This window comes from Streptomyces sp. NPDC052040, assembly GCF_044548405.1.
Taxonomy (GTDB): domain Bacteria; phylum Actinomycetota; class Actinomycetes; order Streptomycetales; family Streptomycetaceae; genus Streptomyces.
This window is the reverse complement of the sequence record NZ_JBIUBV010000005.1, coordinates 356,017-378,319: the sequence shown is the minus strand read 5'-3', so window position 1 is coordinate 378,319 and position 22,303 is coordinate 356,017. Positions and strand designations below refer to the sequence as shown.

At 70.2% G+C, this 22,303-nt stretch carries 24 protein-coding genes; 12 read left to right on the top strand and 12 right to left on the bottom strand.

Annotation, left to right across the window (positions count from 1 at the left end; translation table 11 throughout):
* Window positions 1-44: 44 nt before the first annotated feature.
* On the bottom strand, window positions 45-1,994 hold the full coding sequence (locus tag ACIHAA_RS14415; protein ID WP_399816731.1) for a hypothetical protein: 1,950 nt from the start codon (window positions 1,992-1,994) through the stop codon (window positions 45-47).
* 262 nt (window positions 1,995-2,256) lie between these two features.
* Between ACIHAA_RS14415 and ACIHAA_RS14410 the strand changes: the two genes are divergently transcribed.
* The 6 genes from ACIHAA_RS14410 to ACIHAA_RS14385 all read left to right on the top strand — a co-directional run bounded on the left by ACIHAA_RS14410 (window position 2,257) and on the right by ACIHAA_RS14385 (window position 8,273).
* Window positions 2,257-2,676: a hypothetical protein gene (locus ACIHAA_RS14410; protein WP_399816729.1), complete on the top strand. Its 420-nt coding sequence runs from the start codon at window positions 2,257-2,259 to the stop codon at window positions 2,674-2,676.
* Between the two features lie 116 nt (window positions 2,677-2,792).
* Window positions 2,793-3,482 (top strand): DUF5819 family protein, encoded by a 690-nt coding sequence (locus tag ACIHAA_RS14405; protein WP_399816727.1) that lies wholly within the window; start codon window positions 2,793-2,795, stop codon window positions 3,480-3,482.
* Entirely contained in the window at window positions 3,482-4,519 is a 1,038-nt protein-coding gene (locus ACIHAA_RS14400) for a hypothetical protein (protein WP_399816725.1), read from the top strand. Before ACIHAA_RS14405 ends, ACIHAA_RS14400 begins: the two co-directional genes overlap by 1 nt.
* Window positions 4,512-4,910 carry a thiol-disulfide oxidoreductase DCC family protein gene (locus ACIHAA_RS14395; RefSeq protein WP_399816723.1) on the top strand — a complete coding sequence of 133 codons (399 nt, stop codon included), beginning with the start codon at window positions 4,512-4,514 and terminating at the stop codon, window positions 4,908-4,910. Before ACIHAA_RS14400 ends, ACIHAA_RS14395 begins: the two co-directional genes overlap by 8 nt.
* Window positions 4,898-6,091 carry a M23 family metallopeptidase gene (locus ACIHAA_RS14390; RefSeq protein WP_399816721.1) on the top strand — a complete coding sequence of 398 codons (1,194 nt, stop codon included), beginning with the start codon at window positions 4,898-4,900 and terminating at the stop codon, window positions 6,089-6,091. The genes ACIHAA_RS14395 and ACIHAA_RS14390 overlap by 13 nt, the downstream gene beginning before the upstream one ends.
* Before the next feature lie 148 nt (window positions 6,092-6,239).
* The gene (locus tag ACIHAA_RS14385; RefSeq protein WP_399816719.1) at window positions 6,240-8,273 is read left to right on the top strand and encodes a protease pro-enzyme activation domain-containing protein; all 2,034 of its coding nucleotides are present in this window, start codon (window positions 6,240-6,242) and stop codon (window positions 8,271-8,273) included.
* Window positions 8,274-8,408: 135 nt separating this feature from the next.
* On the opposite strand, the gene ACIHAA_RS14380 is transcribed toward ACIHAA_RS14385, so the two are convergent.
* The 4 genes from ACIHAA_RS14380 to ACIHAA_RS14365 all read right to left on the bottom strand — a co-directional run bounded on the left by ACIHAA_RS14380 (window position 8,409) and on the right by ACIHAA_RS14365 (window position 12,722).
* On the bottom strand, window positions 8,409-9,836 hold the full coding sequence (locus tag ACIHAA_RS14380) for a hypothetical protein (RefSeq protein WP_399816717.1): 1,428 nt from the start codon (window positions 9,834-9,836) through the stop codon (window positions 8,409-8,411).
* Window positions 9,826-10,353, bottom strand: coding sequence for a DUF6114 domain-containing protein (locus tag ACIHAA_RS14375; protein WP_399816715.1), 528 nt, complete (start codon window positions 10,351-10,353; stop codon window positions 9,826-9,828). The genes ACIHAA_RS14380 and ACIHAA_RS14375 overlap by 11 nt, the downstream gene beginning before the upstream one ends.
* Before the next feature lie 125 nt (window positions 10,354-10,478).
* Window positions 10,479-11,126, bottom strand: coding sequence for a DUF6230 family protein (locus tag ACIHAA_RS14370; protein ID WP_399816713.1), 648 nt, complete (start codon window positions 11,124-11,126; stop codon window positions 10,479-10,481).
* 621 nt (window positions 11,127-11,747) lie between these two features.
* The gene (locus ACIHAA_RS14365; protein ID WP_399816711.1) at window positions 11,748-12,722 is read right to left on the bottom strand and encodes a tetratricopeptide repeat protein; all 975 of its coding nucleotides are present in this window, start codon (window positions 12,720-12,722) and stop codon (window positions 11,748-11,750) included.
* Window positions 12,723-12,982: 260 nt separating this feature from the next.
* Here ACIHAA_RS14365 and ACIHAA_RS14360 point away from each other — a divergent pair, with 260 nt between their 5' ends.
* Window positions 12,983-13,609, top strand: coding sequence for a TetR/AcrR family transcriptional regulator (locus ACIHAA_RS14360; protein WP_399816709.1), 627 nt, complete (start codon window positions 12,983-12,985; stop codon window positions 13,607-13,609).
* 65 nt (window positions 13,610-13,674) lie between these two features.
* Here the strand turns inward: ACIHAA_RS14360 and ACIHAA_RS14355 are convergent, their stop codons facing one another.
* From ACIHAA_RS14355 to ACIHAA_RS14345, 3 genes are all read right to left on the bottom strand, one after another.
* Window positions 13,675-15,375 (bottom strand): methylmalonyl-CoA mutase, encoded by a 1,701-nt coding sequence (locus ACIHAA_RS14355; RefSeq protein ID WP_399816707.1) that lies wholly within the window; start codon window positions 15,373-15,375, stop codon window positions 13,675-13,677.
* An 80-nt stretch (window positions 15,376-15,455) separates the two neighbouring features.
* The gene (locus tag ACIHAA_RS14350) at window positions 15,456-15,794 is read right to left on the bottom strand and encodes a DUF3817 domain-containing protein (protein ID WP_399816705.1); all 339 of its coding nucleotides are present in this window, start codon (window positions 15,792-15,794) and stop codon (window positions 15,456-15,458) included.
* 131 nt (window positions 15,795-15,925) lie between these two features.
* On the bottom strand, window positions 15,926-16,435 hold the full coding sequence (locus tag ACIHAA_RS14345; RefSeq protein ID WP_399816703.1) for a MarR family winged helix-turn-helix transcriptional regulator: 510 nt from the start codon (window positions 16,433-16,435) through the stop codon (window positions 15,926-15,928).
* A gap of 125 nt (window positions 16,436-16,560) precedes the next feature.
* On the opposite strand from ACIHAA_RS14345, the gene ACIHAA_RS14340 reads away from it, so the two are divergent.
* Complete coding sequence (locus ACIHAA_RS14340; RefSeq protein WP_399816701.1) at window positions 16,561-16,992, top strand: SRPBCC family protein; 432 nt, start codon at window positions 16,561-16,563, stop codon at window positions 16,990-16,992.
* Window positions 16,993-17,006: 14 nt separating this feature from the next.
* On the opposite strand, the gene ACIHAA_RS14335 is transcribed toward ACIHAA_RS14340, so the two are convergent.
* From ACIHAA_RS14335 to ACIHAA_RS14320, 4 genes are all read right to left on the bottom strand, one after another.
* Window positions 17,007-17,639, bottom strand: coding sequence for a TetR/AcrR family transcriptional regulator (locus ACIHAA_RS14335; RefSeq protein WP_399816790.1), 633 nt, complete (start codon window positions 17,637-17,639; stop codon window positions 17,007-17,009).
* Between the two features lie 8 nt (window positions 17,640-17,647).
* Window positions 17,648-18,403 (bottom strand): hypothetical protein, encoded by a 756-nt coding sequence (locus tag ACIHAA_RS14330; protein WP_399816699.1) that lies wholly within the window; start codon window positions 18,401-18,403, stop codon window positions 17,648-17,650.
* A 157-nt stretch (window positions 18,404-18,560) separates the two neighbouring features.
* On the bottom strand, window positions 18,561-18,857 hold the full coding sequence (locus ACIHAA_RS14325) for an MTH1187 family thiamine-binding protein (RefSeq protein ID WP_399816697.1): 297 nt from the start codon (window positions 18,855-18,857) through the stop codon (window positions 18,561-18,563).
* Window positions 18,854-19,198: a DUF3817 domain-containing protein gene (locus tag ACIHAA_RS14320; RefSeq protein ID WP_399816695.1), complete on the bottom strand. Its 345-nt coding sequence runs from the start codon at window positions 19,196-19,198 to the stop codon at window positions 18,854-18,856. Before ACIHAA_RS14320 ends, ACIHAA_RS14325 begins: the two co-directional genes overlap by 4 nt.
* A 241-nt stretch (window positions 19,199-19,439) precedes the next feature.
* On the opposite strand from ACIHAA_RS14320, the gene ACIHAA_RS14315 reads away from it, so the two are divergent.
* The 4 genes from ACIHAA_RS14315 (at window position 19,440) to ACIHAA_RS14300 (ending at window position 22,084) form a co-directional block, all read left to right on the top strand.
* Entirely contained in the window at window positions 19,440-20,072 is a 633-nt protein-coding gene (locus ACIHAA_RS14315) for an AIM24 family protein (protein ID WP_399816787.1), read from the top strand.
* Window position 20,073: 1 nt separating this feature from the next.
* A complete protein-coding gene (locus ACIHAA_RS14310) occupies window positions 20,074-20,724 on the top strand; it encodes an AIM24 family protein (protein WP_399816693.1) in 651 nt (216 codons plus the stop codon).
* 38 nt (window positions 20,725-20,762) lie between these two features.
* Window positions 20,763-21,515 (top strand): AIM24 family protein, encoded by a 753-nt coding sequence (locus ACIHAA_RS14305; RefSeq protein WP_399816785.1) that lies wholly within the window; start codon window positions 20,763-20,765, stop codon window positions 21,513-21,515.
* Window positions 21,516-21,607: 92 nt separating this feature from the next.
* Window positions 21,608-22,084, top strand: a complete 477-nt coding sequence (locus tag ACIHAA_RS14300; protein ID WP_399816691.1) for a MarR family winged helix-turn-helix transcriptional regulator — start codon at window positions 21,608-21,610, stop codon at window positions 22,082-22,084.
* Window positions 22,085-22,303: the final 219 nt, after the last annotated feature.

Sequence of the window (22,303 nt, the reverse complement as noted above, 5' to 3'; positions counted from 1 at the left end):
GGCACACGGACGTCTTCCGACGGAGACGCCGGCAAGAGGTTCGGCTACCGCGGCGTCCGGACCCCCGCTGCGGTGGCACCCCCTTGTGCCGGATCGGACCGCGAGAGAGCCGGCGCATTGCGGCACCAGCCGGCCGGATCGGGGGCCGAGTCGCCGCACCGTCCCACCAGCCTGGGCGGACGGCCATGAGCCACGGTCAGGACCGCGACCATCTTGCGGGCCGGTACGTGGTCCTGGCCGATCGTGACGGGCGCGCTGGCGGACCCGTCGATCCGCAGGCCGCCGAGCGCCCGCACCAGCCCGGCTCGAGTCGGCTTCGGGCCGAGGTTCTCGGTCGCCGTGAGCATGGCGAGCATCGCCTCGTAGCCCAGCGCTGCGTGCCCGTCCAGCGAACGCCCCTCGCTGTTGTCGCATTCAAAGGGAAAGAGGGTGTCGAGCGTCGCGTAGAAGGTGTTGCCCGTGCCCTGCGTGCAGGTCTCCGGTGCGATGGCGAACGACGTGTAGGCGAAGGGGACCGAGCGGTACATGCCGCGGAGTCGAGGGTCGGCGACGTAGCGCGTGACATCGTCGTCGGCCAGGATGCGGGGCGGGGTATTCCCGCAGGTGGAGTAGATGCCGTTCAGGAAGTCACCGAAGTCTTCGGCCCGGCCCGCGTAATAGACACTCCCGGGGTAGCCACATGCCGACGCGCCCGCGCGGTCGGCGGAGGGCCGGCCGGTGAGCCGGCTGAGCCCGGGCCTGAACGCCGACTCCTCGGCGGTCACCCCCTTGGCTGCGAGGGCGGAACGCAGGTCGGTGGACAGATTGTGGCTGTAGAGGTCGTCGGGGTCGGCGGAGTCGTAGATCCGGACGGCCCGCGCCCGGGTCTGTCCGCCCTGCCCATTCCGCATGGTGATGAACGCGGTGTCGACCGCGGCTGCCCAGCGGTCCTGTGGTGACACCTGGAAGTACATCGGCGACGCGGTGGCGAACTCGTCGGTGGAGAGCGCCGCCGCCATCATGGGCATGGCCTCGGCGCCGAGCGCGCGGATGGTGCGCAGGGTGTTGGTGCGGCTCTGGTCCAGACCGACCGCGCCGATCACCGGAGGCCCCGACACGCCTGTGCCCCGGGGCCATCGGGCCAGCATCCCCGCCGCCTCGACGCCATGGGCCATCCCCGCCGCGCCGTTGACCACCAGCACGTTCACCAGTGGCGCCCCGGGCGTGTCACGCTCCAGCGACAGCTGTTGGGCCGCGGCTATCCCCTCCAGCGTCTCCCGCTCGGCGACCAGGGTGGTGGGGAAGGAGTCCCGTGAGGTGAGGGCGCCCACATAGGCGAGGGTGACGTAAGGCCGCTCGGGCTGCCGCACATGGTCGGCGGCGCTGATCCGGTTCTGCTGGTCGATCACCTTGATGACCGCGGCCAGGAGCCGGGACGACGGCGAGAAGGACCCCGCCTTGGTGCTGATGCCCCAGCACTCGCCCGTGGTGGTGTCCAGACGCAGGTCGGCGGCCCGGCAGAAATCTTTGGCCGAGTCGGCGTGTGATGCGTGCTTGCCGGGGAAGATTCCCGGCACCGTCAGAATGATCATGACTGCCATCGCAGTCAGGACGGTCACCCCGGTGACCACGCTCCGCGCCGACAGACATGCGCCCAGGACGCGCGGAGAGCGCAGAGCGCGAGGGAGGATTCCGGTGCGCCCGTCTTCGGTGGCGCCCGGTGCGTTCTCGCCCTCCGGTGCCTGGTGTGCCGTCGTCCCGGCCGGCCCGGTGACCGCCGGTTCCTGCGACGGCATCCCCCGCGCCAGGCGTCTTCGGGTGGTGACCCAGTCCGTCACGTCCGCCCCGCAGGCCCGGACGAACGCGGTCAGCAGATCCTCACGCGGCAGCGTCCCCCGGTTGAGGGCGGTCGCGAGGGTGCTGGCCGGAAGTACGTCCCCGTTCCGGGTCGCCACCCTCTCCAACTGTCGGTAGGACAGAGCCGATTGTTCCTTGAGCTTTCTGAGCTGTGCCATGAAATCCGCTGGTGAGGCGGCGCCGAGCGGGTCGGCAGGCAGGATCCCCGTATCCATCAGTTTTCTGTTTTCTCCGCTGGTCAAACGGTGTTCAGGGGCTGTTCTACTCCTCCGTACGAGACGCCCGCAAGGCGTACGGGACACAAGTCGAACACGGTCGAACGCGTTCGACCTTGACCGTTCCGGACGTCCGATCGCTAGCTTCCTCAAGGGCGCCCAAAGGTATGGATCAGCCAAATAACGGAGGAAGAAGAACGTGGCGATGAACAAGACCGTCGCCGGTCTGCTGGTGGCTGCTCTCGCTGCCGGCGCCGTCGGCATGTCGATGGCCGGTACCGCGTCCGCGTCGACCCTGCCCACACAGAAGGCCGCCGCGGCACAGTCCCTCGCGGCTCCGACCGTGTTGTCGGGCGGTGCGCAGCCGGAGTTCCTCAGTGCCCTGGCGCACGACGCGGTCAGCGTGGCCGCCACCGTCAATGCGGCCAAGGCCACCTATCACGCGACCAAGAAGGTTGCCGAGGTCAGCAAGAAGGTCTCCAAGAAGGCGGCCCCGGTCGCCGAGGACGCGGCGGTGGTCACCGCGGAGGAGTCCTCGTCCTCGTCCAGCGGCATCCCGGCGACGAGCCCGGCGTCGCAGCACGGCGTGATCGCCGGGGATGAGCAGTTCGACGCTCAGAACTGATCACCGCCTGCCGTGACCAAACGGTTCACGGCAGTTGTCCGACGCACTCGCGCCCGGCGGTGGAGACACCGCCGGGCGCTCCGTGAAGTGTGCGACCGAGTCCGAGGGACAGTCTCATGAAGGAAATACCAGGCGTGGGCGGACCACCCTCCCTCCCCTGGCGTGTGCGTGTGTTCGTCATGGCGGCGCTGTTGCCGGTGGCGCTGTTCACCGTGGCCTGCCTGCTGTACAACGCACCCGCCTCGCCGGTCCAGGTGCGGCTGGCGGGACGGGTGAACGAGGTGATGGCGCCCTACTTCAGCCAGGACTGGGAACTGTTCGCTCCCACCCCGGGAACCAGCAACGACCTGCTCTACCTGGACGTGACACTGCGCCGTGCGGGCTCCGGTACAACCGTCCAGACCAAGCCGCTGGAGATCGAGGGAGCCATCGACCGCACCCCGCGCGACCGGCGCTGGAACCCCACCAAACTCCCCGGCGTCGTCCTGGCGTTCCAGGAGAACGCCGCCGACTACGCCCGTCAGTCCAGCCAGATCGACGAGAACTACCCGGCCGACGAGCGCGCGGCGCAGAAGAAGGCCCTGTTGAAACGCTACACCCCGACCTTTCAGGAGTTGCAGCGCTTCCTTTCGGTACGGGCGGCCTCGCTGTACCCGGGCGCAAAGATCATCGCAGTGCGCGGCACCTTCAAGCAGCAGCCGATCGTCCCGTTCTCGCAGCGCTACGAGAAGCCCGTGCCACGGCAGCCCGTCACCGGCATCCTGAAGACCGCGTGGATGCCCTACGTTCCGGGGGTGGCAAACTGATGCACGACGTGACACCCGGCCCGCTGGCGGCCGTCAACGCGCGGCTGGACCGGGCGATCGCCCGTCTGGCCTGCCGTGAGCACCGGCTCATCGGCATCGCGCTCCTGCGGATCGCCATCGGCATCGGCACGGTGATGTACTGCCTGGCCGACTACGGCAACCGCCAGTTCTTCTGGGGGCCGAACTCCTACAACTCCCCTCAGCTCGCCGCCAAGGCCATCCCCCACCTGGGATTCTCGCTCTTCCTCGTCAGCCACTCCCAGTGGTGGTTCGAGTTGCTCTTCCATGCCACCATCCTGGTCTCCGCCGCGTTCGCGGTCTTCGGCGGCCGGGCGCTCACCATGGCCATGGCAGTCCTGATGTGGTCGTTGTACTACCGCAACCAGGACATTCTCGAAGGCGGCAACAACCTCGTCGAGATCCTCATCATCTTCATGATGTTCACCGTCTCGAACGCCTACTTCGCCCCCGGTGCCGAACGCCGCCGCGAGCGACTGCGCGCGTCGGCTCGGCAGCCCACGATCCGCACCGCCGTACACAATCTGGCCGCCTACCTGATCGTCTTCCAGACCGCGGTCCTCTACCTCACCGCCGGGTACTGGAAGATCGCCGGCAAGGTGTGGCAGGACGGTGTGGCGATGTACTACGTCAGCCGCATCACGGGCTTCCAGATGTCCGCCACGTATGCGCACTTGATGAGCAACGCCACACTCACCACGGCGATCTGCTACTTCACCATCTTCATCGAGCTGGCTTTCCCGTTCGCGATCCTCTCCAGCCGGGGCTGGGTCCGTAAGTCGATCACCCTGTCCGTCGAGGCGATGCACCTGGGGATCATGGCCTTCATGGGCCTGGTCCCGTTCGCCCTGTTGATGATCGGCGCCGACTTCGTCTGCCTGCGCGACGAGGACTACGGGGCGATGTGGATCCGTGCCCGGCGGGTGGCAGGGGCTGTCAACGGCCGCTTGCGCGGCGTCCGGACGCCGTCCCCGGTGGTCTCCGCCCCCTTCTCCGAAGCGGAGCAACAGCATGCCTGAATCTGTCGGTGTCCCTCGGGCAACCTCCGCCCCGGCGTCCGTCGTCCTCTTCGACGGTGAGTGCGGCTTCTGCCGGGCCGCGACCGGCTACCTGGTGCGGCGTCTGCATCTCCAGGGTGAGCTGCGGCCCTGGCAGTCCGCCGACCTCGCCTCATACCGGCTGACCCGCTCCCAGGCGGAGCAGCGCCTGTGGTTCATCACGGCCGAGCGCCGCACCGGCGGTGCTGCGGCCTTCGCGGACTGGTTCTCCACCGGCGACCGTACGGCCCGCACCGCCGGACGCCTCATCGCCCTCCCCGGCGTACGGCATCTGGCACAGGCCGTCTACGGTCTGGTGGCCCGCAACCGGCATCGCATACCTGGGCCTTGGGAGCACACATGCAGGATCTGAACCGGCACGGCGCCGCCGGCATATCTCCGGCCGACGCCCTCCACCGCTTCCTCACCTCGGACCCCAGCACCTGGGACCACCTCGCCCCGCGCGTCGTACGCGGAGTCGGCCAGGAGCGGCTGGAAGGTGTCGTCGCCGCCACCCGCGAGCTGACCGGTGACATCACGGACGTCGTCGACGGGCCGGACGGTCTGGTGGTCCGCGGCACGACCGGCCAGGTGCTGGCGTGGGCGACGACCGACGACGACGGTGTGCTGATCGGGCTGCTCATCGACGGCGATCCGTACAAGACGCCCGCCTTCCGTGTCCCACCCCGTGTTCAGCCGGTACTGAGCACGATGGTCTGGACCGTCTTGATCGCCTGGGGCGTCGCGGAGTGCTGGACGGCGGGCACGGGCTCGTCCTGGCTCACCGACCTCTTCGGCGCCGCCACCGGCTACGCCCTCTTCGAGGGGTACGGCGAACCCGGCTCGATGCGCCGCTGGGTTCGGCGCTCACTGGAAGCCGGGGCTCTGCCCATGCTGGCCGCCGGATACCGTGTGGCGCACCTGCCGTTCGGCCACTCGCTGCCGAGCACGGTCCTCGCGGCGGCCGTGTGTGCCGGCGTCGTCTGGACGCTGATCAGGCAGCGCAGGTACCGCTGGGGCACGCCGCTGTCCGCGCCGCTGAACTTCCCTCTCAGGGGCGGTACTTGGTACGTGGGGCAGGGTGGCGGCAAAGGCCTCAACCACCATGTCGCCCTCGCCGAGCAGCGCGGCGCGCTCGACATCCTCGCTCTCGACGGCCCGCACGGCCGCAAGCGCCCGGGCGGCGGCGTGGAGTCCTATGTCATCTACGGGGCGAGGCTCTACGCGCCGTGCGACGGCATCGTGGTCTCCGCCGCCGACGGACTGCCCGACCAGGAACCCGGCCGTATCCGCTTCGGCCCCCTCTACGGCAACCACGTGTTCATCGACAGCGGTCGAGAACTGGTCAAGATGGCTCATCTGCGGCCGGGCAGCGTGGCGGTCTCCACCGGCCAGACGGTCCGGGCGGGCCAACTCATCGGCGAGGTCGGCAACTCGGGCAACACCACCGAGCCCCACCTGCATCTGCACGCCGAACGGGACGGCGTCGGGCTGGACCTGGCGTTCACCGACGTGGGCGGCTACTTCCACCGCGGCCGTGTGATCCGCAACTGACCGCAGGCCCCCCCGCTCCTCACCCGAGCACCAGGCCCTTCGCGCCGCTGACCCAGCGACGAGGGGAGCCTCGGCATGCCCGCGTCCCATGGCGCGCAACCGGACCGAACCGTCGACGACTTGAGCTGTCAGAAGGCAGGAAACCACCGTGATACCACGCCGTCCCGCGCTTGCGGCGGCAGCCGTCGCCGTGGCCGCGTCGGCCCTGATCGCCCCCGCGGCAGTGCCCGCGTCGGCGGCGGTCCCGGCCGAGACCACGACCTCGAACCGGACCGTACTCCCGGGCTCCCGGCCCGGTTACGCGGGCACCGCCGCCGACCTCGGCGCCGTCCCGTCCGACCAGGTGATGTCCGCGCGGCTCTACCTCGGTTCACGTGACCCCCGCGCGCTGGAGAACTTCCTGAGGTCGGTGAGTGACCCGGCAAGTCGCCTCTACCGGCACTTTCTCACCTCCGGCGAGTACCGGCGGCGCTTCGCTCTCACCGCCGTGCAGCACAGCGAGGTCGTTCACTGGCTCACCACGAGCGGCCTGCGCGTCGCCTCCGGCACACCGCACTACATCCAGGTCAGCGGTTCGGAAGCGGCGCTGGCCAAGGCTCTGGGCACCAGTTTCCACCGCTACGACACCGCCTGGGGCCCGCTCCAGGCACCGACCCGGGACGCCAGTGTGCCGACGGCAGTGGCGAGCGATGTGATCGGCTTCGCCGCCCCTTCGGCACCGGACGCCGAACGTCCGGCGTCCGTGCGCACCACCGCGCCCCTGCCCCTTCCCGGGCCCGGCCCGACCACCAGGTCCGTCCGACGCCCGGTGTCCGGCTCGCAGGCCCACGACACAGCCGTCTGCTCGACGTACTTCGGCCGGCTTCCCGCCACCGGTCAGCCGCCGGCGTACGGCCGGCCTGTGCCGTACGCCACCTGCCCCTACGCCCCGGCGCAGTTGCGCCGTGCCTACGGTGCCGCTCCGGCCGGCGCGACGGGACGCGGGCGGACCATCGCGATCGTCGGCGCGTACGGCTCGGCCACGATGCCCGCCGACGCCGACACCTACGCCACCGACACGGGGAGCCGGCCGTTCCGGACCGGCCAGTACCGGCAACTGGTCGACCCCGCCCGGTGGAACATCAACAGCAAGGCCTGCGCCGGCCCCGAGTCGTGGGCCGGTGAGCAGGCGCTGGACATCGAGATGGCACATGGCTACGCCCCGGATGCCGACGTCCTCTATGTGGGCGCCGACTCCTGTCTGGACGGCGATCTGATGGACGCCGAAGCATCCGTGGTCGACAGCCACTCCGCAGATGTGATCTCCAACTCCTGGGCAGAGATCACGCATTCGCAGCCCGAGCACCTCACGACCGGTCTGATCGCGGCCTGGAACATGCTGTTCGAGCAGGCCGCAGCAGAAGGCATCGGTGTGTACTTCGCGTCCGGGGACTGCGGCGACTCCTCACCAGGAGCCGCGAGCCACGGCCTCAACTGCGACCCGGCCACCACCCAGGCACAAGCCGACTTCCCCAGCGGTTCGCCCTGGGTCACCTCGGTCGGCGCCACGACTCTGGCCACGACCCGCTCCGGCGACTACGCCTGGGAAACCAGCATGGGCGACGCTCTGTCCGTGCGCCCTGGCGGCACCGGGCCCTGGGCACCTGTACCAGGTGTGTTCGCCTTCGGGGGCGGCGGGGGACGCAGCGACTTCCCGCAGCCCTGGTACCAGAAACCAGTCGTTCCGGCCCGGCTGTCCCTGAACCACGGTACCGCCCACCGGGTCACTCCCGATGTCTCTCTCGAGGGTGACGGCGCGATGCCGGTCCTCGTCGGCTACACCACGGGCGGCGCGTTCCATCTCCTCGGCTACGGTGGCTCGTCCGCGGCGTGCCCCGGTTTCGCCGCCATGCAGGCCGACGCCGAGCAGGAGGCCGGTCACGCCTTCGGTTTCGCCAACCCACTCCTGTATTCGCTGGCAGGGGCCGGGGTCTTCCACGACGTCACCGACCACCCGAAGCACGCGGGCACGGGCCCGATCGCCACGGTCCGCGACATGGGCCCGGACGGCGGCAGCCTGCGGTACCTCCTCTACACCCTGGGGCAGGACTACGGCCTGAAGGCCTCCCCCGGCTACGACCCGGCCACGGGGCTGGGATCTCCCGGTGCGGGCTTCCTGCGCTGGTTCCGGACCCACCGCTGAGGGAGGGCCCAGCCGGTGCACCGCCTCGGTCGCGGCACCGAGTCGGCACGCACGCCCGGGCCCCCACCGGTGGTACCGGTGGGGGCCCGGGTTTCTGCGGCTCCCGGAAGGGTTCTGAAGGGGCCTGAGGGGTGCTCAGCTCGCGCCGGTGATGTACTGGTGCATGCCCGGGATGGTCAGCGTTCCGCCGAACTGACCGGCCTGGATGACGTTCACATGGGTGAAGTAGATCCAGGGGATATTCAGCGGCGGCGGGTTGTCCGGGCTGAACGTCACCGGGATCAGCCCCAGCAGATTGCCGGAGATGCTCTCGGTGTACATCACCGTCTTGCCGTCGGTGATGGTGGAGTGGGAGCCCTGGGCGGCCTGGACGTGGTACGTCTCGCCCCCCTGGCCCTGGACGATCTGGTGCAGATCGCCGATGTCGGTGCCGTTGGAGATCACGTACTTCAGGACCCGCTTGACCGTCCCGTTGGCGGTGCGCACCTTGACGATGCCCTGGTAGTCGGCGCCCTTGAGGGTGAGCGAGCTGGCCTGAAGGTGCCAGGGCGCGTCGGGCAACGCGAGGATCTTCTCCACGCCGCCCTCGTCGTCGGTGGCCGCCTTGCAGTCCGCCGGCGGCGCGGTGGCGCTGTCGGACGGGCTGGGCGTCGCGGACTCCGCGGCCTTGGTGGCGTCGTCGGCCGCCTTGGTCGCGTGGTCGGCCGCTTTCGTGGCCGTGTCCGTCGTGTCCTTCACGGTGTCCTTGACCGCGTCGGTGAGCTTCTTGGCCGTCCCGGTCGTCGTGGAGGCGGAGGACGACGAGGCCGTACCGCCGCTGTCCTTGCTGCCCGTCTCCTTGCTTTCCCCGGCGGCCTCGGTGTCCTGGGCCGCCTTGGTGTCCTTGGTCGCGGACGGCGACGGCGACGGCGTGGCGCTCGCGTCCGTGTTCCCGGCCGAACCGCCGCCGGGCGTGAAGATGTTCTTGAGCGCGTCGCCGAGGTCGTCCAGCACCCCGCCATGACCCGCCGAGGGTGACGGGGCGGCCGCGGAGCCGCTCGCGGAGGACGCGGACGGCGCGGGCGCGGCCTTGTCGTCGGAACCTGAATCCGACGAAGAGGAGGTGCCCGATGCGGTGTCCGCCGCCCTGTCCGAAGCCTTGTCCGGAGCCTTGTCCGGCTTGGGGTCCGAGGAGGCGGACGGCTCGGACGCCGAAGTGCTCGGCGAGGCGGACGGCGACGGCGTGGCCGACGCGTCCTTGGAGTCCTTGTCCTTGGACTTGCCGTCGTCGGTCCTGGCGTCGTCGGTCTTGCCGTCCTTGGACTTGCCCAGGACCTCGACGCACTTCTGGTATTCGTCGGCCGTCATGGACTTCGACGACGCGTGGTCGTCCGCCCGTGCGAGGGTCGGCGTCAGCCCCATCCCCATGAGGACCGCCGTCGGCATCGCCGCCAGGGCGATCGCCTTGCCGGCCGGCACGTGGAACCTGGTGAACAGCGGCTTCCTCGGGGCCGCGTGGCGCGGCCCGGTTCTCGCACGGGACGCGTCCACGTCCGTCCCGTGGGTCACCTCGTCAGCCGGCACTGTGCCTCCCGTTCATCCCGTTGACCGGGGTCGTGTTGGTCAGGTCCTGCGGCTCGTTCACCCCGCCCGGGCCCGCGTCGGGGGCACCGGCGCCGCCCGCCCCGGCAGGCTGTTCCGCGGCCGGGGCGCCCGGCGCCCAGGACACGGCCATCGCTCCACCGAGCAGGGAGAACAGGAAACCCACCACAAAGCCACCGAAGTTGGACACCGGAATGGACACCAGTGCCAGCAGGATCGCCGCCACGCCCGCGAAGGTGCGGATGTGCTTCTGGAACCAGAGGCTTATGCCCAGCACCATGAGCAGGACGCCGATGATCAGGGAGCCCGCGCCCGCGGTGGTGGCCATGGCCAGCGTCAGATGCCCGATCCGAAGGTGCGCGTACGGGAAGTAGACGATCGGGAAGCCGCCGAGCAGGACGAACAGTCCGGCCCAGAAAGGCCGTGTGCCCCGCCAGGCGCGGAACTGCAGCCGTCGGCGGGTGAACTGGCCGGTTGCGGCAGGAGATTCGGCGCTCATGGAAAACAGCTCCCTGGTACAGCAATGCTCTGGGTGGTGGTGCGCGTGTGTGGGGTGTGTGAAGGAGCGGAGGGAAGGTGGAACGGGCGGGGTCGCCGTCGGCTCCCCCGCCCGTTACCGAGTGCTCAGTGCTTGAGCTGACACTCGTTGTTGCCCTTCGAGAAGCCCATGTTGAGCCCGCTCAGGGTGAAGGTGCCGGCCGTGGTCGCCCAGGCGTGCTGCTCCACGCCGGTGAGCACCGCGTGCGAGGCCTGCTGCGCGAAGCCGCCGGGGTCCGCCTTCTCCCCGCCGCCCTTCATGCCCGGTCCCTTGCCACCCTTGTCGGCACCCGTGTTACCGGCCGCCACGCCGATGTCGATGTTGGTGAACTTGGCATCGGCCTTGAGGTCGTTGACATCGATGTAGATGTTGTGGGCCTGGACCTTCTTGTGGCCCGCCCCACCGGCCGTCAGCGTCAGCGTGAAGTCGCCGAGCCCCGGAATCGGGGTGACCACGGACTGGCACAGGTCGGTGATCTCGGCGTCCTTGAACGCCGAGACGGCAACCGGGTGAGCCGTGTTGCCGGCACCGCCGTCAACCGCGCCGTACTGCTCGAAGCCCCAGCCCTCGAGCTGGGTGGCGGTCACCTTGAACTCCTGGCCCGACACACTGAACGAAGCAGCCAGCGCGCCCTGTGCCAGAGCCACGCCTATCGCTGCCGTCGCGGCGACGCTGGGCACCATGACCACAGCGAACCGCTTCCATCTGGTCCCGCCACGCACCTGGGACTCCATATTTCCTCCTTCTCGGACGTACATCTCCTGACCCCAGCTCGCTACCGGTCGGCGGCTCAGCCGGGCAGGGATGGGAGAAGTGCTACGTCCTCGGAAAGAGAGCGCCCGCGCTCAGAGGCGCAACCGCGCCTGAAACCACCGGCGATCACCCCCGAGCGACAACCACTGGTCGCGCCTGACACACATCACGCACAACCTGCCGGAACAGGCTCCGCCGAGGCGAAGACCCCCCTGTCCCAGGAGCCGACGCCACTGCCGTCGGCTCCTGCCCGGTGGGGACCCATGGAAAGCCGTTGTCCCGGCTGGGTGTCGGGTACGGCGATGGACCGAGCGTGGCCGATCGTGGTGCATTCTCGCCGCCCCCGCAAGGGGGTTCGTTACTCGCTAGTAACGGCCGGATAACCGAACGACGACCTCGCGGTCTCGTTCGGCAACTCTTAGTGGCACAGAAGGAGATGATGAAACGGTTGAAGTGCGGACAGATCACCGCAGAACCAGAGGCGCGACTTACTCCCAGTAACAGCGGCCGCGATTACCAAGATTTGGTAAAGCGCGGCCGCGATGCACCCCTGGCGGTAAACCTTCACCCGGGCACCACATGCCCGGGTGTTTAGCGACTGGTCAGAACAGCGCCCTGGCGAGCGCCCGGCGCGCCGCCGTCACTCGCGGGTCGTCCGCCCCGACCACCTCGAAGAGTTCCAGCAGTCGCAGCCGTGCCGCGTCCCGGTCCTCCCCGGCGGTGCGGGCCACGGTGCCGACAAGTCGGCCGAAGGCGTCCTCCACATGACCGCCCACCAGGTCCAGATCCGCCGCGGCGATCTGCGCCGCCACGTCACCGGGCTTCTCCGCGGCCTCCTTGCGCACCCGCTGCGGGTCCAGGTCACCCACCCGCTGGAGCAACTCGGCCTGGGCGAGGCCGAGTTTCGCCTCTGTGTTCCCCGGGTCGTCGCTCAGTACGTTCTTGTACGCCTGGACCGCGCCGCCCAGGTCGCCCGCGTCCAGGGCCCGCACCGCCGCTTCGAGAAGGACGTCGTAGGGGCCCGCCGGGACCTCGGCGGCCGCCGGGGCGCCGCCCTGCTCGGCATCGGGGTCGACGGTCAGGCCGGTCAGCCCGAAACGCTGCTCGGCGACCTGGACGAGCTGGTCGAGGGTCTCGCGGACCTGCTGCTCGGGGGCGACTCCCTGGAAGAGCGGGAGCGCCTGACCGGCGACGACGGCGAAGACGGCGGGGATTCCCTGGACGCCGAACTGCTGCATCAGCATCTGGTTGGCGTCGACGTCGATCTTGGCGAGGACGAAACGGCCGTTGTACTCCTCGGCCAGCCGCTCCAGGAGCGGGCTCAGCTGCTTGCAGGGCTGGCACCACTCGGCCCAGAAGTCGATGACGACCGGTACCTCGGTGGAGCGCTGGAGGACGTCGAGCTCGAAGCCCGCCTCGTCGACATCGATGACGAGGTCGGCCGGGGAGACCGCCCCTCCCCCGCCCTGCCGGGCCGCTTCGGCGCGCGCCTGCTCCGCCTTCGCCTTGGCCTCCTGGGCCGCCTTCACCGCGGAGAGGTCGACGACTCCGCTCATGGACATGTTCCGTGGCTGCATGAGTACATCCTCCCCCCTCCGAAACGGCGCTGTGAAAAGCGCTGCGGAAGCCGTGCCCGTCGGTCGTGATCCGGCGCCGGGTCCCCACCCGGCGCATGTGGTCGTCGCCGCGCCCGCGCGCCGCTTGGACGCGCTTTCGCTACGAGTCGTAGCGTAACTGTCCGCGGGGGTCGCCGTACCCCCGGTACAGGTGATCTCCCTCACCACTTCACACAACGTACGGATACGGCCGAAGCAGAGTGCCGGATAAGGTCGGGAACATGCAGCGCAGCCCATCCGCCGCCCGCCCCGGGCGGCCCCGCAGCACCACCGCGGACGCCGCGATCCTGGCGGCCACCCGGGAGGCGCTGGTCGACCTGGGCTGGTCGAAGCTCACACTGGGGGACGTGGCGATGCGCGCGGGCGTCGCCAAGACGACCCTGTACCGCCGCTGGGCGGGCAAGAACGAGCTGGTCGTGGACGCCGTGGCGGCCCTCTTCGACGAGCTGGAGCTTCCCGACCGGGGCAGTCTCGCCGCGGACATCGAGGGTGTGGTGCTCCAGTTCGCGACGATCCTGGCCCGTCCTGAGGCGAAGAGCGGCCTGATGGCCGTGGTGACGGAGTCGACGCGGGACGACGCCCTGCGCACCCGTATCCGCGAGTCCATCGTCGACCGCCAGAAGCGCCTGGTGCTGGAGGGCCGCGCCCGGGCCACGGTCCGCGGCGAGCTGCCCCCGGAGACCGACCCCGACGACGCGTCCCGCACCGCCGACCTGATCTTCGACATGGTGGCGGGCGCGGTGGTGCACCGCACCCTGGTCAGCGCGGAACCCGCGGACGAGGAGTGGGTACGGGGCTTCACCCGTGTCCTGCTGCAAGGACTGGAGGGAGCGGCGGGGACCCTCTAGGGCCTCTCGTTCGGATCATGCCGGGCTCGCGGGGTCCGGCACCCGTACCGGCCGCTGGACTCCCCTCAGAACGCCGCCGGTTCGGTGTACTCCCCCCACTCCTCCCGCAGCGTCCCGCAGAGCTCGCCGAGGGTGGCCTCCGCCCGGGCCGCCGCCAGCATGGGCGCGATCAGGTTGGAGCCGTCGCGGGCTGCCGTGCGCAGGGCGTCGAGTGCCGTGCGGACCGCCGTGCCGTCCCGGGCGGCCCTGCGTTCTCGCACCAGCCGCACCTGCTCGCGCTCCACCTCGTGGCCGACCCGGAGGATCTCCAGGTCGCCGGTGACCGACCCGGTGTGGCAGTTGACGCCCACCACCCTCTTGTCGCCCTTCTCCAGCGCCTGCTGGTAACGGAAGGCGGACTCGGCGATCTCGCCCGTGAACCAGCCGTCCTCGATGCCCCGCAGGATCCCGGAGGTCATCGGCCCGACGGGGTGCTGCCCGTCGGGGTGCGCCCGCCGCCCCAGCTCCCCGATCCGGTCGAAGGTCCGCTCCGCCTCCGCCTCGATCCGGTCGGTCAGCTGCTCCACGTACCAGGAGCCGCCCAGCGGGTCCGCGACCCGGTCCACGCCGGTCTCCTCCATCAGCACCTGCTGGGTCCGCAGCGCGATCTCCGCGGCCTGCTCGCCGGGCAGGGCCAGCGTCTCGTCCAGCGCATTGGTGTGCAGCGAGCTGGTGCCGCCCAGCACCGCCGCCAGCGCCTCCACCGCCGTACGGACGACGTTGTTGTACGGCTGCTGCGCGGTCAGCGAGACCCCGGCGGTCTGGGTGTGGAAGCGCAGCCACTGCGCCCGGTCGGTCCTGGCCCCGTAGACGTCGCGCAACCGGCGGGCCCAGATGCGGCGCGCCGCGCGGAACTTGGCGATCTCCTCGAAGAAGTCGACATGGGCGTCGAAGAAGAAGGACAGGCCGGAGGCGAAGACATCGAGGTCGAGGCCGCGGCTGAGCCCCAGCTCCACATAGCCGAACCCGTCGGCCAGGGTGTAGGCCAGCTCCTGCGCGGCCGTCGCGCCCGCCTCGCGGATGTGGTAGCCGGAGACGGACAGCGGCTTGTACGCGGGGACCGCGGCCGCGCAGTGCTCCATCAGATCGCCGATGAGGCGCAGATGCGGCTCGGGCGGGAAGAGCCACTCCTTCTGCGCGATGTACTCCTTGAAGATGTCGGTCTGGAGGGTGCCGTTCAGCACGGACGGGTCGACGCCCTGGCGCTCGGCGGCCACCAGATACATGCAGAAGACCGGGACGGCGGGACCGCTGATCGTCAGGGAGGTCGTGACCTCGCCCAGCGGAATGCCCCGGAACAGGACCTCCAGGTCCGCCGCCGAGTCCACGGCGACCCCGCAGTGCCCCACCTCCCCGAGGGAGCGCGGGTCGTCGGAGTCGCGGCCCATCAGGGTGGGCATGTCGAAGGCGACGCTCAGACCTCCCCCACCGGCCGCCAGGATCATCCGGTAGCGCTCATTGGTCTGCTCGGCGCTGCCGAAGCCGGCGAACTGCCGGATGGTCCAGGTCCGCCCCCGGTAGCCGGTGGAGTACAGACCCCGGGTGAAGGGGTACTCCCCGGGCCAGCCGATCCGCTCGAAACCCTCGTAGGTGTCCTGGGGGCGCGGCCCGTACACCGGTTCCACGGGGTCGCCGGAGAGCGTGGTGAAGTCGGCCTCCCGGACGCGGGAGGCGTCATAGCGGGCCTGCCAGCGTCGGCGGCCCGCCTCGATGGCGTCGGGGTCCATACCGCAAATTTACTCGGACGTCCAAGTAAATGCCGGAGAGAGACCGCCGTACGGGTGCCGTACGGCGGTTCCGGGGCCCGCTACGCCTCGGCGACCGCGGGGGTGTCCTCCGCGATCCGCGCCTCCAGCTCGTGGGTGATCCTGCGCTCCACGAAGAAGGCGGCGGTGGGGATGGTGCCCGCGAGCAGGACCCACAGCTGCTTGCCGACCGGCCACTTCGCCTTGGAGCCCAGGTCGAAGGCGAAGACGAGGTAGATGACGTAGAGCCAGCCGTGGGCGATGCCGACGACACGGGTGAAGTCCGCCGCGCCGTTCATGTCGAGCACGTACTTGGCGATCACGCCGAGGGTCAGCAGGACCAGCAGCACGCCGGTGACATAGGCCATGACGCGGTAGCGGGTCAGGACGCTCTTTTTCATGGCTACGAGCGTAACGGCCCGATTCGGGGGATCTTCCGGCGCCCCCGGAACCGGCGACGGCCCCCGGAACCGGGCCGCAGACCCGGGCGGACCCGCCGGAAGCCGGGCACCGGCCGCCCGGTGCCTGGCGGCTACTCGCCGGTGAAGTCCCCCGCGGCGATCCGCAGCGGGCGCAGCACCGCGAAGATCTCGGCGCACTCCTCCGCGTCGTAGGCGCCGAGTCCGAAGTCCATCGCCATCAGGTCCCGGGTGGCGGCGTCGCAGACCTCGCGGCCCTTGTCGGTGATGGAGGCGAGGGTGCCGCGTCCGTCGTCGGGATTGGGCCGCTTGGCGACCAGCCCTGACCGCACCAGGCGGTCGACGGTGTTGGTGACCGAGGTGGGGTGCACCATGAGCCGCTCGCCGATCTTGGACATGGGCAGCTCGCCCGCCTTGGAGAAGGTGAGCAGCACCAGCGCCTCGTACCGCGCGAAGGTCAGTCCGTACGGCTTCACGACCGCGTCCAGTTCGGCGAGCAGGATCTGCTGCGCCCGCATGATCGAGGTGATGGCGGCCATGGACGGCACGCTGCCCCAGCGCTGCTGCCAGTGTTCGTCGGCGCGGGCGATGGGGTCGAAGGACAGACTGAGCGGCTTCGGCACGGCATCGACCTTACCGGCCGGTCATATGCTGGTCAGCCCTGTCTCGCCTTTCGGTCTCCTCCGGCCCCGGGCGCACACTGGAGGCAGCGGCACCCGCGAAGGCCGGAACACGGAGGTGGGCCACCATGAGCACCCTTGAGGAACATGTCGACGTCGCCGTCCCGATCGACACCGCCTGGGACCGCCTGCACGCCGCCGAGAGCTATCCGCACTTCCTGGACGGGGTGCGGGCCGCCCACGCGGAGGAGGGCGGCCGTACGCAGCTGGACATCGAGGCGGGCGACCGGTCCCGGTCGTTCGAGGCCGAGGTCTCCGACCACGGCGACCGGCGCGTGATGGAGTGGCGCACCACGGGCGACCCGCGGCTGACGGGATCGTTCGCGCTCCAGCCGATCGACCGGGACCACACCCGGGTCCAGGCCCGGGTGGAGTACGACCCCGGCACCCTCCGGGAGTCCTTCGGCGGCCCGAAGGGCTTCGCCCAGGCCAACGCGATCGAGCGGCTGGTACGCGGCGACCTGGAGCACTTCAGGGAGTACCTGGAACGGGGGCGGTGAGCGGACCCGCGCGCCTACGTCCGGGAGGCCCGCCGCAGCGCATGCCGTACCGCCCGCTGGGCCACCGGCCCCAGGTCGTCCAGAGCGGCGACCAGAGAGGCCAGCTGGTCCAGCGCGGCCAGGGCGTCGCGGGCCCCCGCGCCGTCGACCCCCTCGTACAGCTCGATGCCGACGAAGGACGCGGACACCGCGCGGGCGAGGCCCGCCGGATCCGCGAACTCCCCCGCCGGGGTCGCCGCCAGGACCCGCCGCAGGACCCGCTCGATCTCGGTGATCCACAGTTCCAGCCCGGCCGCGGTGGCCGGGGCGAGCCGGGGGTGGGTCTGGGCACCGGCCAGCAGCTGGCCCAGCACCGCCACATGCCCGGCGGCCTTCTCCTCCTCGTGCATCTCCCGGCCGAAGGCGAGGAGTTCGCCGAGGGTGGCGATCGCCTCCAGGCGTTCCCGGTAGTGCGCCACCCGCTGTTCCGTGCCGTAGCGGCAGGCGGCCGCCAGCAGCTCGTCCACCGATCCGAAGTGGTAGAAGACCAGTGCCTGATTGACGCCCGCCGTCGCCGCGATCGTACGGGCCGAGGTCTTGGCGATCCCCCGCTCGGTGAGCGTCCGCAGCGCGCCCTCCAGCAGCTTCACCCTGGTCGCCCCGCTCATGTTCGCGGTCATGACAGCCGCTCCAGGGCGGCGAGGAGGCGGGGTGCGCGCACCCGGGTGGTGGGCGGGGTGCGCAGACAGCGGCGGGCCGCGGGGGTGGCGGCCAGCGGAGCCTTGAAGAGGGCCACGGAAATGGCGAGGGTCAGCAGCAGCGGGCACAGATACGCCATGGCCGCCGCGAACGGGCCGAGCAGCCGCAGCGGGGAGCCCAGCCCGAGCCCGGCGCAGGCGGCGGCGACGACCAGGCTCCGGACGGCGAGTTCCGCGCACCAGTTCGCGAGCGCCCGCTCCGGGGTCACGCCCCGCTCCACCCAGAGGCGCAGGCGGTCGAAGGACCAGGCGGTCGCCCAGCCCATCAGGGGCCGCAGGACCAGCCGGTCGGCGAGGCCGCCGAAGGCGCCCCAGCGGGGCCGGTAGTCGTACCCGGTGAGGAAGCGGACGCCGTCGCCGTCGGGAACGTAGCGCCAGTAGCCGCTGCCCTCGGCGATCAGCGACAGGGGGTGCCCGGAGGAGAAGCGCAGTGCGGAGGTGCGGGTGCCGTCGGGGCGGGTCTTCTCCCCGGCCGACACCCCGGTCCCGGCGACCGTCAGGAAGGGCAGGACGCGGGTGGCGTAGCGGAAGCGGCGCGGTTCGCCCTCCGCACCCGGCAGCAGGTCGATCTCGCTGAAGCGGAAGTCCCAGCGCCGGTGGAGGGCGGGGTCCTGGGTGTGTGCCCACAGCTCGTCGAGGCCGCCCCGTATATGCGTCTCCACATAGAGCCCCATGACCGAACCCCCATGTCAGCAGCGCTATTTGAGCGGATGCTCAAACCAACTGCGCTGACAGTACAGGGGTTTGAGCGACTGCTCAAACCCCTGGAACGGGAAAACCCCGGCCGCCGGGCCGGGGTCGTCTCCTCGATCGTGCGCCGACGGGGGCGCGTCACCCGCCGGACAGATGCCTCTCCACGGTGTCCACCTTGGAGGTGAGGCCGTCGGTCACGCCCGGGCGGATGTCCGCCTTCAGCACCACGGAGACCCGCGGCGCATGCTCCTCGACCGCCGCCACGGCGCGCTTCACCACGGCCATCACCTCGTCCCAGTCGCCCTCGACCGAGGTGAACATCGCGTCGGTGCGGTTCGGCAGACCGGACTCGCGCACCACCCGTACGGCGTCGGCGACGTACTCCCCCACGTCCTCACCCACGCCCAGGGGGGTGACGGAGAAGGCGACGATCATGCGTTCACGACACCTTCCTTGCGGGCACGGGCCGCGATCACCGCGTTCTCCGCCTCGCGGCGCAGCTTGCGCTCGGCGAAGAAGCCGCCGGTCGGCAGCACGGAGAGGACGAAGTAGAGGGCCGCGGTGCCCAGGGACCAGCGGGCGCGGTTCCAGGCGTCGGCCCAGAAGATCACGTAGAGGATGAAGAGCACGCCGTGGATCGCGCCCATGACGGGCACCGCGTTGAAGTCCGTGGTGCGCTTCAGCACCGAGCAGACGAGCAGCAGCAGGAAGGAGACGGCCTCGGGGGCCGAGACCAGGCGGAGCCGGCGGAGGGCAGTGGCGGTCTTTATGTCCACGGGTCACCTTCGGTGGGAGAGTCGCTGACGACGCAGTCGCTTTGTGAACGCATGCACAAGCGCCCCCATTGTGACATCCGGGACGAGGCACCCCGGGAACGGGGGTGCGGGGTGTCGGTGGAGCGGGGCGGGACGCGGCCGGAATCCACCCCGGCGGGAAGCGGACGGCCGACGCCGGTGGCGGGTCCGGCTTCGGCTCTGTCCGTCGCCGCCGTCCGGCGGCTACCGTCGCCCTGTGGCGATGTTCCGACTCCAAGGCAGCAAGGTGCTGGCCGTCGACATGACCGGGGACGCCGTGAAGGCGAAGAACGGCTCCATGGTCGCGTACGACGGGCAGATGGCCTTCAAGAAGCTCAGCGGCGGCGGTGAGGGGATCCGGGGAATGGTGACCCGGAGAATCACCGGCGAGCAGATGACGGTGATGGAGGTGAAAGGGCACGGGACGTGCTGGTTCGCGGACCGCGCTGCCGAGATCAATCTCGTGGATCTGCGCGGGGACACGCTCTACGTCGAGGCGGGCAACCTCCTCGCGACGGACGCGGGCCTGCGCACGGGCACGACCTTCACCGGACTGCGCGGCGCCTCCCAGGGCAACGGCCTGTTCACCACGACCGTCGAGGGGCACGGCCGGGCCGCGGTCATGTCGGACGGACCGGCGGTGGTGCTGCGGGTCAGCGCGCAGTACCCGCTGACCGTCGACCCGGGCGCCTATGTGGCGCACCAGGGGAAGCTGAAGCAGTCGTTCCAGTCGGGCGCGACCTTCCGCACCTTCCTCGGCGAGGGCGGCGGCGAGGCCTTCCAGATCCGCTTCGAGGGGGACGGACTGGTCTATGTCCAGCCCAGTGAGCGCAACACGATCGCGGGGGACGTCTGACATGGGCTTCCGCGAGGTGAACTCCAAGATGATCGAGGCGACGGTCGTACCGGGGCAGCGCCTGTACAGCCAGCGGGGCGCGATGCTCGCCTACCGCGGCGACGTCTCCTTCACCCCGAACATCCAGGGCGGCCAGGGCGGGGTCATGTCGATGATCGGCCGCCGCATCGCGAACGAGGCGACCCCGCTGATGACGGTCGAGGGCAGCGGCACGGTCCTCTTCGGGCACGGCGGCCACCACATCCAGGTGATCGGGCTCACCGGGGACACCCTCTACGTCGAGGCGGACCGGCTGCTCGCCTTCGAGGGCACGCTCCAGCAGGGCACGGTCTTCCTCGGCGCGCAGGGCGGGGTGATGGGCATGGTCCGCGGCCAGGTCAGCGGGCAGGGCCTCTTCACCACCACCCTCACGGGCCACGGCGCGGTCGCCGTGATGGCGCACGGCGGCGTCTTCGAGGTGCCGGTCACCCCCGGGCGCCCGGTCCATGTCGACCCGCAGGCGTATGTCGCGCACCACGGCGAGGTGCGCAACAAGCTGTCCACGGCGCTCGGCTGGCGCGAGATGGTGGGCCGCGGCTCCGGGGAGGCGTTCCAGCTGGAGCTGAGCGGCAGCGGGACGGTGTACGTACAGGCGTCGGAGGAGAAGCTGTGACCACCCACCCGGACACCGGGCCCGTCGTGTACGACCCGATGACCCTGCCGGTCGACGACAACGTCGACAAGTACACCTTCTGCGTGGAGCTCAAAGGGAGCCAGTGGTTCCTGCAGAAGGGGAAGATGATCGCGTACTACGGGTCGATCGGGTTCAACGGCGTAGGGCACGGCCGTCTCGACCGCCTGGTGCGCACTTCCTTCCATTCGCCACTGCATGCGAGCGACTGGGTGGTGGCCGACGGCTCCGGCAAGATGCTCCTCGCCGACCGGGCCTTCGATGTGAATTCCTACGACCTGGACGAGGGCAACCTGACCATTCGCTCGGGCAACCTGCTCGCTTTTCAGCCAAGTCTCTCGCTCAAGCAGTCGATCATTCCCGGCTTCCTCACCCTGCTCGGAACCGGGAAGTTCGTGGCCGCGTCCAACGGTCCGGTGGTGTTCATGGAACCCCCGCTCCGGGTGGACCCCCAGGCCCTGGTCGGCTGGGCCGACTGCCCCTCTCCGTGCCATCACTACGACCATGGGTATCTGACCGGAGTGTGGGGCGGTCTACGTGCGATGACGGGCCTTGGCGGGGCTTCCGGAGAGGAGCACCAGTTCGAGTTCGCGGGGGCGGGCACGGTGCTGCTCCAGTCCTCGGAGACACTGATGGCGGAGCAGGAAACGGGAGCGGTTCCACACGAGCCCGGCGTACCGGGCGGTGACGGGGTACCCGGTCACCAGGGGCAGCCGGGGGCACCGCGCCTTCCCGGACAGCTGGGGGACCTCCAGCGTCGCTTCGGGCTGTGAGCGGTAGTCTGCGGAGTGTGACGTCGAACGCGTGCGCACTGTCACACCGCCCTGACTAGTTCGCCTTTCAACCTTTTAGGTAGACTTCATTCATGGAGACCGAGACGGCCACGCGCTGGCTGACCGATGCGGAGCAGTGCGCCTGGCGCACCCACCTGGAGGTCAACAGGCTGTTGACGTACCAGCTCGAAAAGGATCTGCAACCGTTCGGCCTGACGATGAACGACTACGAGATTCTGGTGAACCTCTCGGAGTCGGAGGGCATGCGGATGCGGATGAGCGATCTCGCGTCCGCCACCCTCCAGTCCAAGAGCCGCCTCTCGCACCAGATCACCCGTATGGAGAACGCGAATCTGGTCCGCCGGGAGAACTGCGAGTCCGACCGGCGGGGCCTCTTCGCCGTCCTGACGGACCACGGCCTGGAGACGATGCGCAAGGTCGCGCCCTACCACGTGGCCTCGGTGCGGAGGCACTTCATCGATCTGCTCCCCCCGGACGACCTGGAACAGCTCCACAAGTCCCTGCGCCCGATCGCAGAACACCTGAGAGGCCAGCGGGGCAAGCCCTGACGCTCCGCGGGGCGGCCGCCACGGCCGCCCCGCCCTCAACAGGCCCGGGCCGGGCCTGTTGAGGGCGGCGAGAGCCGCGTGCAGATGCTCGGCCTCGACCGGGGTGAGCCTCAGCTCGGCATCCACCGCGGGCTCCCCATCATGGGAAAGCCGCAGGGGGACAGCCAGGCGGTTGTCGTCGGTACGGTGCACCGGGCGCCCGGGGGGCGTTCGACGGCT